This window comes from Rhizobium sp. CG4, assembly GCF_023701965.1.
Lineage (GTDB): Bacteria > Pseudomonadota > Alphaproteobacteria > Rhizobiales > Rhizobiaceae > Agrobacterium.
On sequence record NZ_JABAEG010000004.1, the window covers coordinates 266,590 to 279,280 of the forward strand.

Consider the following 12,691-nt stretch of genomic DNA (forward strand, 5'->3'; position numbering starts at 1 on the left):
TTAGGTCATTTTGTCGTAACTGCAATGACAGCGGGACAGACCGTGTCTGGCATCATCCAAAGACAAAGCGTTGCATCAAGAAATCTGGCCAGGCGGAGTATTTTTCCGAGATTTCGTTCAATTCAGGTTCGGTACTGCGCTCCAATATGCCGGTTCGTACAAGACAGGAACTCAGGCCTGCGCCGGCAGCACCTGCGATGTCATGTTCGATGCTGTCGCCAATACAGATGATGCGATCCGAGGCGACGCCGCCCAACAGAGATTGCGCCTTCTGGTAGATTGCCGGATAGGGTTTTCCAAACCAGCGCACGACACCGCCAAGCTCCTGATAGGTTAGCGCAATACTGCCAGCACCGGGTGCCGTAACACCGCCCTTGGCAAGCTTGTGGCGATCAGGATTGGTGCAATAACAGGGCACACCACGGCGGGCTGCCGGTTCCAGCCGCTCCCGATATAGGGAAAGCGGAATTCGTTCAGCCTCGCTGCCCGAGATGATCACCACATCGGCGAGCGCCGCATCTTCTACGCTTTCGAAACCGAGTGAATCAGCCAGATTTCGATCATCGCCGCTCGAAATCGTCAGGCATCGCGTCGTGCTTTTCCCTGCCGTCTCCTCTGCCAGAATGTCATGGGCAACATCGCCTGATGTCAGAAAGCGATCGAAACCGGAACGGTCAAAGCCGAGCTTCACCAGACGGTCGGCATTATAGTCCCCACTTCGACCTGAGTTGGAGAGGATAATGATGGATTTTCCCAAAGCCTTCAGTCGTAACAACGCATCATTGGCGCCGGGATAAGCCCGCTCGTCATCCCGCAACACACCGAACTGGTCGACGAGAAAGGCGTCATATCGTTCAACCAGATCAACCAGGGTCGTCCAAGGTTTAAGGCTCATGACAACCGTGCCTTTCCGGCCAGCGCCAAGGAGGCAGTGCCGACAGCCGCCTCGGTTGACCGCGCGGCAAGCAAAGGCACACCGAGCGCCTTTTCGCGCATGTTTGCCCAAGCGGGATTGGCAGCTCCGCCGCCGACAGTGCGCACAGATTGAAGTTTCGGACCACCAAGTTGGACCAAACGGCCGTAACCCGATTTTTCGATGGAGGTGAGACCTTCCAGAATTGCCTGGAAAAACAGGACATCATCGGCCGGGCGAGGTTCCAGACGCGGCGGATAGGCGGGGTCATTGATGGGAAAACGTTCGCCGGGCTTGTTCAGCGGGTAATAATCAAGGCCGGTCGGCTTACCTGGCTGCAGAAGGGGCGTCATGGTCTTCAACTGTTCACCATCAAAGAAGCTGCCGATAACTGCCCCTCCGGAATTCGAGGCTCCGCCGGCGAGCCAGAAGTCCAGAATGCGGTGCGAATAAATGCCATAATCAGCAGCATCGACCGGATTGGCTGAGGCTAATTTGATGACCAAGGTTGAACCAAGCGCGGTCACGCCGTCACCAATGCTCGACGCGCCGGTTGCGAGAAATGACGCGCAGCCATCCGTCGTTCCGGCATGATAACGGCAGGCCGCGGGAATGCCGAACAAGCGAGTTGCGGCACCGATTTCCGAAATAGGAGCGCCGGCACGTTTGACCACGGGCAGCAGCGCGATATCCATGCCGCAGGCATCCAGCCAATCCGGCCAACGCTCGTTAACGAGATCATACCCGGTTTTCAGCGCATTGTTTTCGTCACTGGTTGCTGCCGACACGCCAAGCTTGAGCAAAATCCAATCAGCCTGATGCACAACCTTGCTTACACCCGGTTGGCGCGACAGATGAATAGCACGAGCCAGTGCGGAGGTTGCACCACGAGCGGGGCTATTGGTTGGCGCTTCTGACGCGATCTTCTCGACAATCCCAAGGTCGGGGCAGGGGTCGTTGTACATTAACGCATCGCCAACCGGCTCACCACTGGCATCCAGCGCCACCACAGTACCTGAGGTGCCATCAACCGCTAACCCTTCAATATCCTTTAACGGCAGGCGAGCGGAAAGTTCTGCCAGACAGGATTGTACCCCCGCCCACCACACGGAGGGCGAACGCCCGGCCGCAGCATTTGGAAATGAAAATACGGCCATATCCAAAAGAGTGCCATCGGCCGCGAGCGCCGCAGCACGAACCCCTGAGGTGCCGACATCAATGCCCAACGCTTTGGCTGGTCTTGCCGTCGCACTCATATGCGCTGACTCGCCTTACGGTCGAGCGCCTGGCGATATTGCTCCGCTTCCCAGTGGGTCAGTTCATATTCCTGATCCGGCCCGAGATAGACAACGGGTGCATCTTCGGGAATGCGAGCAACGACTTCGGCAAGGCAACGCGCCATGACGCGCCCACCATCCGTCAACTCATTTGCCAAGAGGACACCGAGATCAGGCGCCAGAAGCATTTTGGGGACGACCAGATTTTCTGACTGCCGTGCTTCACAATAGGCTTTTGCCGTCTGCCCCTTGGCCAAAACACCAATTTCCGTACCCAGAAAAATGACGTGATCCGGATAGAGAGACCCACCTGTCGCCAGTTTGACGCTCGCAGGATCAAGGGCAGTCTTGTGGCTGCCTCGGTCTTCCGCAGCATGGAAATTCGAACCCGCCGCCAACGCTATCAAAGCTGCGACATCGACCTCTGCGACAGGGCGTTCCGGCATCGTTAACGCCTCCGTGACACGGGTTATGCGATCCCGCACCTGTTCCACGGTCTCACCCGTAACGATAATGCCGTGATTGTAGAGGATGAGAACATCAGGCCGGTTTGCGGCAACCAATTCGATTTCACGGGCAAGCGGGGTGCCGGGTCGACGATAGGGAATGGTTGCCCAGGTCAAATCCGGCAGAATTGCCATGCGCTCAGCGATCCGTTTTTCACGATCCTCCAAGACGGACAGCGCAATTGCATTGACGCAGTGATAATGCGCCACCACCGTTTGGGGCAAGGCCGCATGAAAACTCGCCTCGATTGATGGACGCAGCCCCGACGCATTCAAGTCGGAGATGATGAAATCTGTTGCTTTTTCGGCGCTTGGATCCCGTGCCCTGAGCGCGTCGACCAGCGGAGCGACTTCAAGGGGCACCATGATGTCGCGTGTGCCGGCATGGGCAAGCCATGTGCCCGACGCCTTCACCCACATCATGCCGTCGTGCTTGATGGACGTGTTGCCGCCAGCGCCCTGCGTTTTCAGCACATCACTGCCGATCTGCCGCGACAGATCGAGAAATGCCTCGAAGGCTGGAATGTCCTGCGTCCGATTGCCCGAAGTCATGCCGGCCTCCTCCTATGCCGTAGCGTCGCATCACCATCGTTTGACAACGAAATATGAGCGAACTTTTCTGCAAAAGTTATTTTCATGATCACAAAACGTCAATAGTGAATAATTTTCGTCACAACTATTGATAAGGTAGATTGATTATGATTATCTTCATTCATCGGCGAGGGAGACGCCGGGAGGAACCGTCTTGAACGACACCGAACGCCACAAAGCCATTACCGACCTTTTGCGTGAGACACCGTTTGCTTCGGTACGGGATCTGCAGGAGCAGCTTGGCGTTTCTCCAGCCACAATCCGTCGTGATATCGACAAGCTCCATGAGCTTGGTCGTGCACGCAAAGTCTATGGTGGCATTTCTGCGATGGAGCCGGGTGACAGCATCCGCCTGTCAGCACGCCCCTATGACGAAAACCGTGACATTGCCGTCGAGGCAAAACGGGCCATTGCGGCCATGGCTGCCGATCTGGTGCGCGATGGCGATTCCATCATCGTGCATGCCGGTTCGACCTGCTACCAGCTTGGCATTCTGCTGGCGCAGCGCAATCTGCGGCTCTGGACCAACTCCATGCCGCTTGCAGCCTATCTCGGCGAACATGGCACCTGCCAGCTTTCACTTGCAGGCGGCGACCTATACCGCGAACCGGGCATCATCCATGATCCGACAGCCGGTTCCCCAGGCTTTTTTGCCTCACGTTTCTTTGTGGGTACGCAGGGCATCAGCGGCAAGGGGCTGCTTGAATCCCATCCGCTGCTGGTCAAGGTGATTGGCGAACTTGCAGCCTGCGCCGACGAGATTGTTCTTCTGGCTGACAGCCGCAAATTTTCAATTCAGCCACGTAATGCCGTGCTGCCTCTGTCGCGCATCGGTACCATCATCACCGATGATGGCCTGACGGATACCGCCTCGAAAATGCTGGAAGACGCTGGCGTCAGCATCATGATCGCCAATGTCGGAGGTGGGGCATGAGCGAAAATCCTCTTGCAGTCTTTGATCTCGGCAAGACCAACTCGAAGCTTTTCGTCGTTTCGGCAGATGGTCAGGTGATTGACGAGGCCCGCACGCGTCCCATCTGGCGCGAACAGGATGATCTGCGTGTGCTGGATGATGGTGCACTTTTCAACTGGATGAAAAGTGAGCTTGCCCGTGTCGTTGCCGGGCATGGCGTCGACCGCATCACCTTTTCCGGCCATGGCTGCACATTTGCACTGACGCGGGGCGACCAGCTGGTTCACGCCATTCTCGACTATGAACAGGAACCACCTGCCGATATCGCCGCACGGATCGATGCGATGGCACCGGATTTCAGCGAAACCTTTTCGCCGCCACTGCCGCTTGGTTTCAATTATGGACGACATCTGCTCTGGCTTGATGCCCGTGATCCGGCACTGATCGCCGAGGCAGAGGCCATTCTGTGTTACCCGCAATTCTGGAGTTGGAAATTTTCCGGTCGTGCAGTGAGCGAAGTCTCTTATCTCGGCTGCCATTCCAATCTGTGGGCACCGTTGAAAGACGATTTCAGCAGTCTCGTTGACCGCATGGATTGGCGGAAAAAAATGCCTGAATTTGCAAGTGCAGGCAGTGTCATTGGAACATATGCTGTGCAGCTCGAAGACGGCAGCACCGTTGACGTCGCCGTGCATAACGGCGTGCATGACAGCAATAGCGCGCTTTATTTCTACCGCTCGCTTGGCTTCTCCGATTTCACGCTGGTTTCAACCGGCACCTGGGTCATCATCTTCAATCCGGCAAGCCCGCTGGAAACACTGGATGCCAAGCGCGACATGCTGGCAAATGTCACCGTCGATCACCAACCGGTCGCCACGATCCGCTTCATGGGCGGCCGTGAGTATGATGTTGCGAGTGGCGGGTGGACGAAGCCTGTATCAGCCGAAGCCGTCGCATCGGTTATCGCCAAAAAGGCGTTTGCCTTGCCATCCTTTGCGCCTGGCGGACCCATGCCCGGCCATGTCGGCCACTTCATTGGTCCAACCGTCGATGGCGAAGAGCGCGCTGCCGTTGCCATGCTCTATGTCGCATTGATGACCGACCTGTCACTCGACCTGATTGGTTCGAAAAACACGATCGTCATTGATGGCGGTCTGGTCAAAACAGGGCTTTATGCGTCGGTTCTTGCAGCCCTCAGACCGGATCAGACCGTGCACACCAGCGCCAACCCTGAGGGCAGCGCATTTGGCGCTGCCGCGCTGGTGTTTGATGCAGATGGCCACAATCCTTTCGTCAATGACTGCGCCACGGCAACGGCGGCGACCATCGCCGGACTTGAGGACTATCGCCTGAAATGGCGCCAGCATGTCGATGCCCTGACCGGCCAAACGCAAGACGAAACAAAGGAGAAGTGCGCATGACCTTGACGGCAAGCCAGCAGCACCCGATCCTTGAAATGCGCGAGATCAGCAAGACATTCGGCGTCTCAAAAGCCCTGTCCCAAGTCAGCCTGACCGTACATGCCGGTGAAGTGCATTCACTGATGGGCGAAAACGGCGCCGGCAAGTCGACCTTGATGAAAATCCTGTCCGGCGCCTATACGGCTGATCCTGGTGGTTCGGTGCTGATCGATGGAGCGCCCGCCTTGCTTGGTGATCCACAGAGAGCCAAAGCCCTTGGCATTGCCGTTATCTATCAGGAACTTTCACTCGCACCCAACCTGACCGTCGCGCAAAACATGTTTCTCGGTAACGAGCCTTCCCGCTTCGGTGTCGCAGACCGGGCAGAGATGCGCCGTCGCGCAGAACCCATCCTGCAGCAACTCGGTATTGGTTTCGGCCCAGGGCGGCGCGTCGCCGAACTGTCACTTGGCGAACGGCAAATGGTGGAAATTGCCCGGGCGCTAACGACCAATGCGCGTATCATTGTGATGGACGAGCCGACGACCTCCCTGACCACACGCGAGACCGACCGGCTGTTTGACGTAATTGCCCGCCTGAAGGCAAAAGGCATCGCGATCATCTATATCAGTCACCGCATGGAAGAGATCTATCAGCTTTCCGACCGGGTGAGTGTGCTGCGTGACGGCGCCTATGTCGGCACGCTGGAACGGTCAGAATTGTCGGCAAACAAGCTTGTGTCGATGATGGTCGGGCGCGATCTGTCTTCTTTCTACAAAAAAGAGCACCGGCAAGTGACGGGCGAACGCGCTGCTGTCCTGTCGGTCAACAATGTCGGCGACGGCATCAGAGTGCATGACTGCTCTTTTGATGTGCGTGCTGGCGAAGTGCTTGGCGTTGCCGGTCTGGTTGGATCAGGCCGGACAGAACTTGCCCGCCTCGTTTATGGTGCCGACCACAAGACAACAGGCAGCATTACGCTCAACGGCAAACCGGTCGCCATCACATCACCGCGCGCCGCGCTCGATGCTGGTATAGCCTATCTTACCGAAGATCGAAAATCGCTCGGCCTGTTCCTCGACATGTCGATCAGCGACAACATCAATATCGGCGTCATCGCGGGTGATGCCAAGTCCGGTGGCGTACTCAATTTTTCGAAGGCGAGGGAACGGGCCGCCCATGCGGTGAAATCCCTGTCGATCCGCACCGCCGGGACGCAGATCAATGTCGGTGCCCTCTCAGGCGGTAACCAGCAAAAAGCGCTGCTTGCACGCCTGCTGGAGACAAAGCCGAAGGTCATCATTCTGGATGAGCCGACCCGTGGCGTGGATGTCGGCGCGAAATCGGAAATCTACCGGATCATTGATGAGCTTGCCCAGAACGGCATCGCCATCGTCGCCATATCAAGCGATCTGCCTGAAATCCTCGGCATTGCTGACCGCGTGCTGGTCATGCGCGAGGGGCGCATCGCCGGTGAGGTCACCGGATCACCAGAAGAACCGATCGGACAGGAAGCGATCATGGCACTGGCAACCGGCACGGCCGGCCACGCAGCCTGACAACGACAACAGAAAAAGAAGTGGGAGCGGAACAATGAGCGCAAGTGAAACCGAACAGACCCGGATGGAAAAGCTAAAACTGCGCTCAACGCTGACAGCGCTCGGCATGTTACCTGTTCTTGTTCTGCTGGCCATCGGCTTCCACTTGATCAGTGGTCGGTTCCTTTCCGCCAATAACCTTTCCATCGTCATGCAACAGGCATCGATCAACACCGTGCTTGCAGCTGGCATGACCTTCGTCATTCTGACCGGTGGCATCGACCTGTCGGTCGGGTCGATCCTGGCGGCGTCCGCGATGATTGCTGTGATTGTGTCTCTTGTGCCTGATCTCGGCATGCTTGGAATTCCGGCCGCGATTGCTGCCGGCCTTGCCTGCGGTTTCCTCAACGGTGCCATCATCGCCTGGCTGAAGCTGCCGCCTTTCATCGTCACACTGGGTTCACTGACAGCCATTCGCGGCGTTGCCCGTCTGCTCGGCAACGACACCACGGTGTTTAATGCGGATCTACCCTTTGATTTTATTGGCAATGGCACGCTGTTCGGCGTTCCGTGGCTGGCGGTTATCGCGCTGACGACCATCGTCGTGTCGTGGTTCATTCTCAAGCGCACGGTGCTCGGCACATGGATCTATGCCGTGGGTGGCAACTCGGAAGCCGCCAGACTGACCGGCATCAAGGTGCCACTGGTTCTGCTGTTCGTCTATTCAATGTCTGGCCTGTTGTCCGGTGTTGGCGGCGCGATGTCTGCCGCACGCCTTTATGCGGCCAATGGCCTGCAGCTCGGTCAGGCCTACGAACTTGATGCCATCGCGGCGGTCATTCTTGGCGGTACAAGCTTTGTTGGCGGGGTCGGTTCGATCTGGGGCACACTGATCGGCGCCCTCATCATCGCCGTGCTTTCCAACGGCCTCATCCTCGCCGGTGTCTCTGACATCTGGCAGTACATAATCAAAGGCCTTGTCATCATCGTCGCCGTCGGCCTCGATCGCTACAGGCTCCAAGGGCTTGGCCGGACCTGATTTCCGGCTGAACGAACCGGTTGGGAACCGGAAACAACCGCGCAAAACGCGCATTATGGAGGAAAACATGCGTCTTATGTCCAAGTTGCTTATCGGCACCGCCATGGCTGCCGCCCTTTGCATGCCCGCAGCCGCCAAGGACCTCAACAAGATCGGCATTTCGGTCGGTCTGCTTGGTAACCCGTTCTTTGTTGCCACCATCAAGGGTATTGAAGACCGCGCCAAGGAGATCAATCCGAACGTCGAAGTTATCTCCGTTTCCGCCGACTATGACCTCAACAAGCAGGTCTCCCAGATCGACAGCTTCATTGCTGCCGGTGTCGACATCATCATGCTGAACGCTGTTGACGCCAAGGCCATCGCGCCGGCCGTCAAAAAGGCGGAGGCCGCCGGCGTTGTTGTGGCAGCGTTTGACGTTTCCGCTCCGGGCGCCAACGTCACCGTCATGACCAACAATGTCAAGGCTGGCGAAGAGGCCTGCAACTACATCGCCGAAAAGATCGGCGGCAAGGGCGACGTTGTCATCATCAACGGACCGGCCTCGTCCTCGATCCTCGACCGCGTTCAGGGTTGCAAAGAAGCGCTTGGCAAACATGCCGATATCAAAATCCTGTCCGACGACCAGAATGGCCAGGGTTCCCGTGAAGGCGGTCTTGCCGTGATGCAGGGTCTGTTGACCCGGTTTGACAAGATTGACGCGGTTTTTGCAATCAATGACCCGACAGCAATTGGCGCTGAACTTGCCGCCAAGCAGCTCAACCGCAGTGAGTTCATCATTACCGCTGTCGACGGTGCACCAGACATCGAAAAGTCGCTCGCCAGCGGCAATTCCATGATCAAGGCATCCGCTTCGCAGGACCCATATGTCATGGCCGGTCAAGCCTTGAAGCTTGGCGTGGACGTGCTGAACGGCAACAAGCCGGCTGAGCCAATCGTGTTGCTCGACCCGCAGCTGATTACCGCAGACAACGTCAAGGATTACAAGGGCTGGACTGCAGCTCGCTAATCTCCTCGAGACCGGACTGGCACCGTACGTATATGCGGTGCCAGTCCGACTTTTTTCCATTCAATTCAGAAAGTACCGGGATATGTCGAAGATCGGTGTGCATTCCTTTGTCTGGAGCGCTGGCTCCTCGCGCGGCGAGCTTGAAAAGGCGCTCGAGAACACGCAAAAGCTGGGCTACAAGCTGATTGAGTTCTCTTATCTCGATCCTGCTCAGGTCGATGTTTCCTGGCTTGCAGGCCGTATCCGTGAACTCGGCCTCGACGTTGCCGTCAGCATGGGCCTGCCACCCGAAGGCGATATCTCGAGCGATGACCCATCAGTGGTGGCCAACGGCGTCGATATCCTTGACCGGGCTGTCGCGCTGGTGCGCGATCTCGGCGGCAGCAAACTTGCAGGCATATTGAGTTCCTCCCATGGCAAGCAGGAACATGTGCTGACCAGAAGATCATGGGATAATAGCGTCTCAGCGCTGACCAAGGTGGCAGACCGCGCCAAAGCATCTGGCGTCACACTCAATCTCGAAATCGTCAATCGCTTCGAGAGCAACATGCTCAACACCGCTGCACAGGGAATGGCCTACATCAAGGACACCGGCGCCTCGAACGTGCTGCTGCATCTCGACACCTTCCACATGAACATTGAAGAGGCCGATGTTGGCCTTGCCATCCGTCACACGGCAGACAAGATCGGCTACATCCACATTGGCGAAAGCCACCGTGGTTATCTGGGAACCGGCACAATCGACTTCCCGGCAATCTTTGACGCGCTCGTAGCAATTGGCTGGAATGACTATGTGACGTTCGAATCCTTCTCCACCACCATCGTCGATAAAGATCTGTCACTGAAGACGGCCATCTGGCGCACTTTGTGGGACGATAACGTTGCTCTGGCCAAACATGCGCACCGCTTTATCGAACTTGGGCTGGAAACAGCCCACCTCAAAGGCCAACTGGTTCGTCAGGCTCACCTGCCAGTTTAACGAACAGACCCAACACGCCTTAAAGTTCGTCGGCGGCCCACAGATCTGAGCCGCCGACTTCTTGGGTCGCGCTTATTCAGCGGTCGCTTCGATATCGATCCGGCCTAACAGATACATCGGATTTTGCGATGCGGCTGCCAGATCAAGAACACCAAGGCCGTTCGGACCTTTGGCCTTGATCGTGACAGTCAATGTGCCTGGCGCGTTGATGAAGCGAAGAACGGCGTCAGCAGTGCCCTGCAGTTGTGGCTGGGTGGCCGTGATTTCCTGCAGGCCCATGGTCGCACCGACCGTCAAGATGCCCCGCACCTGATCTTCGGTCATGTTGTTTTGCGCCGCGTAGAGCTTCACGGCCTTGTCAATCAGACCTTCGTCCTTGATCGTCATCTTCACTTCGCGGCCAGCGAGGCCAAAAAGCGCCCCTTGCATACGTGTGGTATCAAACGAGAAAAACTCCTCGCCAAAGCCACTCACCAGACCGGAAAAATTGATGCTGCCGATATCCTTGCCATTCGCAGATATTTCCTTGATGACGAGGTTCTTGTTTGCTTCATCCCAATTTGCAGCAAGCCCGTAGGAGACGGTCAGAACCTCCATACCCATCTTGCGCAACTGCACGAAGGTTTCATCCGAAGAATTCTCAGGGATTGGAAGCGTCAAATCTTCCTGTTTGATCGTGATGTCGGTTGGAATGCCGTTAAATGGCTTGGTCAGTGCCATCTCATAGTTCTTGAGCTGGAACTGAACGCGCTCAGGCACCGCCGCCGCCGCTTCATCACCTTCTGCCGTATCATCTGTCTTTGGGGTCGTCACATCAACATTGATACCTGCAGCGCGAATGGTGCCCAATTCCGGCATCAGTTGGCTGAATGGAAAGCTGGCCATCTCGTCTTCTTCAAGACTCACAAACTTGCCGAAGCCCTCGAGCGACGAACCCCAGTCGAAACCCGTAAGGCTGGCCTCAGCAACTTCGATTTTGTCGTCGCCACTACCCATTTTCAAGCCGTGCAGGCCGACATTGAGCTTGCGACCGTCCATTTGCAAAAAAGTACTATCAACGACCAGCTTTAGCTTCTTTCCTTCTTCATCGCTCGCCGTATCTGGGGCGTCGACAGTCAGGCCGCGCAGCTCCAAATCGGCCTTGCCCATCATGTCGACGAGAGAAAGAAACTTGCCAAAATATACCTGCCTCTCTTTAGGTGAGAGATCGTCATAGTTTGTCGCTGTTGATAGTGCCTTCAAAGTCTCCATAAGGGGCTCCGATGGCATGCGCGAGCTGACCCCCTTGCTGATCATCTCATCATAAGTGAACTTCGTCTCACCGTCTGAGAAAGCAATTTTGCTGACCGTAACCGGTCCATAGACAAGCTTTGCGTCCTTGTCGTCAGGGCCAGCCTTTTCAGTGTACAGCCGGACAAGATAGGCAACATCAATGCTCTCACCTGCGATAGCACCGGTCGTGATCAGCATATTCTTCGTTTTGGTCGCGGCATCACTCTCTGGCAGATCGACCGTGACATCATAGCTGCTGCTATCGACCGAATATTGGGCGATCTTGCCATCGGCCACCCCTGTGAAGACAACATCTTTGTAAACTGTCTTCTGGCCGGTATTGGCGACCTTTTGAGTCGCGATGATTTCAGGAATAAAAATACGCTTTGCGGAAAAGCTTGCAATCACGTCAGCAGGAGAGGCGTCGTGCGAGATATTTTTATAGAAAGCCGGCTCTTCCCAACGGATATGCGGTATCGAAGCGTTGACCAATTGTGTCTCGACTTCAACGCCATTTACCTGCAGATCGCTTTTGACGAACAAAAATTCCTGGCGGCCATCAGCCGCCGCAATACGCAGATTGCCGCCATCGGCTTGTGGCAGCACAAAGTTGCGAACATGAATGCGTCCGAGAAAATCGACCTTGACGACCTCAGCTGTGCCGCCAGTGCTGGCGATGAAATCCTTCACTTTGCCTTCGTAGACAGTCTTAACCCCGACGACGCCGACGGCTGCAACTGCGATCACTGCAACGGCTGCAAATAGCGCCTTGCGCCGACCCTTGACGGTCTGGTTGTTTGCTTGTTCCACGAAGTTGGTCCTCTTACTATACAGAATTGAAACGAAACGCCTTTTAAGCACGCGAAAGTTGCTTCGCAAGCCCGGACGGAGACAAGCGCCGGTGATAAATCAACACCTTGCAAAAACATGTGGCCACCCATGCCAGGAGTGACCGAGCCTGGGATCAAATTTGCGGCAGCGGTATCACAGCCAAGGACCGAAAATATCGCGATAGCACCATCAGGATCACGCGGAAAACTTCACGGTCACGCCACGTTGGCGGAAATAGGCCTGCATCAACTTACGGCCGGAGCGGTTGTTATGGGCCAATTTTGCCGGATCAAAAACCGCTTCCTTGGCGCCTTCACGCGCCAACGCCTGCTTGAGGTCAGCAATATGCAGGTCAATGTCCGCATTGTCCGACTGGATCGATGCGTAAATCTTGTCAGTTACCTCAGCTACTGTCTGGTCGCTCAC

General features: G+C 56.3%; 11 protein-coding genes. 6 read left to right on the forward strand and 5 right to left on the reverse strand.

The annotated features are described in order from the left end of the window. Positions 1-52: 52 nt before the first annotated feature. The 3 genes from HGO37_RS14540 to HGO37_RS14550 are packed head-to-tail and all read right to left on the reverse strand — an operon-like array spanning position 53 to position 3,248. A complete protein-coding gene (locus HGO37_RS14540) occupies positions 53-895 on the reverse strand; it encodes a TIGR01459 family HAD-type hydrolase (RefSeq protein ID WP_250983921.1) in 843 nt (280 codons plus the stop codon). Continuing rightward, positions 892-2,169: an FGGY-family carbohydrate kinase gene (locus tag HGO37_RS14545; RefSeq protein ID WP_250983922.1), complete on the reverse strand. Its 1,278-nt coding sequence runs from the start codon at positions 2,167-2,169 to the stop codon at positions 892-894. Before HGO37_RS14545 ends, HGO37_RS14540 begins: the two co-directional genes overlap by 4 nt. Next, a complete protein-coding gene (locus HGO37_RS14550) occupies positions 2,166-3,248 on the reverse strand; it encodes a class II aldolase/adducin family protein (protein ID WP_250983923.1) in 1,083 nt (360 codons plus the stop codon). The genes HGO37_RS14545 and HGO37_RS14550 overlap by 4 nt, the downstream gene beginning before the upstream one ends. Before the next feature lie 193 nt (positions 3,249-3,441). Between HGO37_RS14550 and HGO37_RS14555 the strand changes: the two genes are divergently transcribed. The 6 genes from HGO37_RS14555 to HGO37_RS14580 all read left to right on the forward strand — a co-directional run bounded on the left by HGO37_RS14555 (position 3,442) and on the right by HGO37_RS14580 (position 10,162). Beyond that, positions 3,442-4,221 carry a DeoR/GlpR family DNA-binding transcription regulator gene (locus tag HGO37_RS14555; protein WP_250983924.1) on the forward strand — a complete coding sequence of 260 codons (780 nt, stop codon included), beginning with the start codon at positions 3,442-3,444 and terminating at the stop codon, positions 4,219-4,221. After that, on the forward strand, positions 4,218-5,621 hold the full coding sequence (locus HGO37_RS14560) for an FGGY-family carbohydrate kinase (RefSeq protein WP_250983925.1): 1,404 nt from the start codon (positions 4,218-4,220) through the stop codon (positions 5,619-5,621). The genes HGO37_RS14555 and HGO37_RS14560 overlap by 4 nt, the downstream gene beginning before the upstream one ends. Continuing rightward, positions 5,618-7,159 carry a sugar ABC transporter ATP-binding protein gene (locus HGO37_RS14565; protein ID WP_250983926.1) on the forward strand — a complete coding sequence of 514 codons (1,542 nt, stop codon included), beginning with the start codon at positions 5,618-5,620 and terminating at the stop codon, positions 7,157-7,159. Before HGO37_RS14560 ends, HGO37_RS14565 begins: the two co-directional genes overlap by 4 nt. Before the next feature lie 34 nt (positions 7,160-7,193). After that, positions 7,194-8,177, forward strand: coding sequence for an ABC transporter permease subunit (locus tag HGO37_RS14570; RefSeq protein WP_250983927.1), 984 nt, complete (start codon positions 7,194-7,196; stop codon positions 8,175-8,177). A gap of 67 nt (positions 8,178-8,244) precedes the next feature. Beyond that, positions 8,245-9,183 carry an ABC transporter substrate-binding protein gene (locus tag HGO37_RS14575; RefSeq protein WP_192490762.1) on the forward strand — a complete coding sequence of 313 codons (939 nt, stop codon included), beginning with the start codon at positions 8,245-8,247 and terminating at the stop codon, positions 9,181-9,183. A gap of 82 nt (positions 9,184-9,265) precedes the next feature. Next, the gene (locus HGO37_RS14580; RefSeq protein ID WP_250983928.1) at positions 9,266-10,162 is read left to right on the forward strand and encodes a sugar phosphate isomerase/epimerase family protein; all 897 of its coding nucleotides are present in this window, start codon (positions 9,266-9,268) and stop codon (positions 10,160-10,162) included. Positions 10,163-10,234: 72 nt separating this feature from the next. Here the strand turns inward: HGO37_RS14580 and HGO37_RS14585 are convergent, their stop codons facing one another. Beyond that, complete coding sequence (locus tag HGO37_RS14585) at positions 10,235-12,244, reverse strand: aq_1923 C-terminal domain (protein ID WP_250983929.1); 2,010 nt, start codon at positions 12,242-12,244, stop codon at positions 10,235-10,237. Between the two features lie 216 nt (positions 12,245-12,460). Further along, a complete protein-coding gene (locus HGO37_RS14590) occupies positions 12,461-12,691 on the reverse strand; it encodes a hypothetical protein (protein ID WP_250983930.1) in 231 nt (76 codons plus the stop codon).

Bases quoted from the DNA above. Each gene is read 5' to 3' on its own strand.
- HGO37_RS14540 (WP_250983921.1), bottom strand. From the start codon at position 895: ATGAGCCTTAAACCTTGGACGACCCTGGTTGATCTGGTTGAACGATAT.
- HGO37_RS14545 (WP_250983922.1), bottom strand. From the start codon at position 2,169: ATGAGTGCGACGGCAAGACCAGCCAAAGCGTTGGGCATTGATGTCGGC.
- HGO37_RS14550 (WP_250983923.1), bottom strand. From the start codon at position 3,248: ATGACTTCGGGCAATCGGACGCAGGACATTCCAGCCTTCGAGGCATTT.
- HGO37_RS14560 (WP_250983925.1), top strand. From the start codon at position 4,218: ATGAGCGAAAATCCTCTTGCAGTCTTTGATCTCGGCAAGACCAACTCG.
- HGO37_RS14565 (WP_250983926.1), top strand. From the start codon at position 5,618: ATGACCTTGACGGCAAGCCAGCAGCACCCGATCCTTGAAATGCGCGAG.
- HGO37_RS14570 (WP_250983927.1), top strand. From the start codon at position 7,194: ATGAGCGCAAGTGAAACCGAACAGACCCGGATGGAAAAGCTAAAACTG.
- HGO37_RS14575 (WP_192490762.1), top strand. From the start codon at position 8,245: ATGCGTCTTATGTCCAAGTTGCTTATCGGCACCGCCATGGCTGCCGCC.
- HGO37_RS14580 (WP_250983928.1), top strand. From the start codon at position 9,266: ATGTCGAAGATCGGTGTGCATTCCTTTGTCTGGAGCGCTGGCTCCTCG.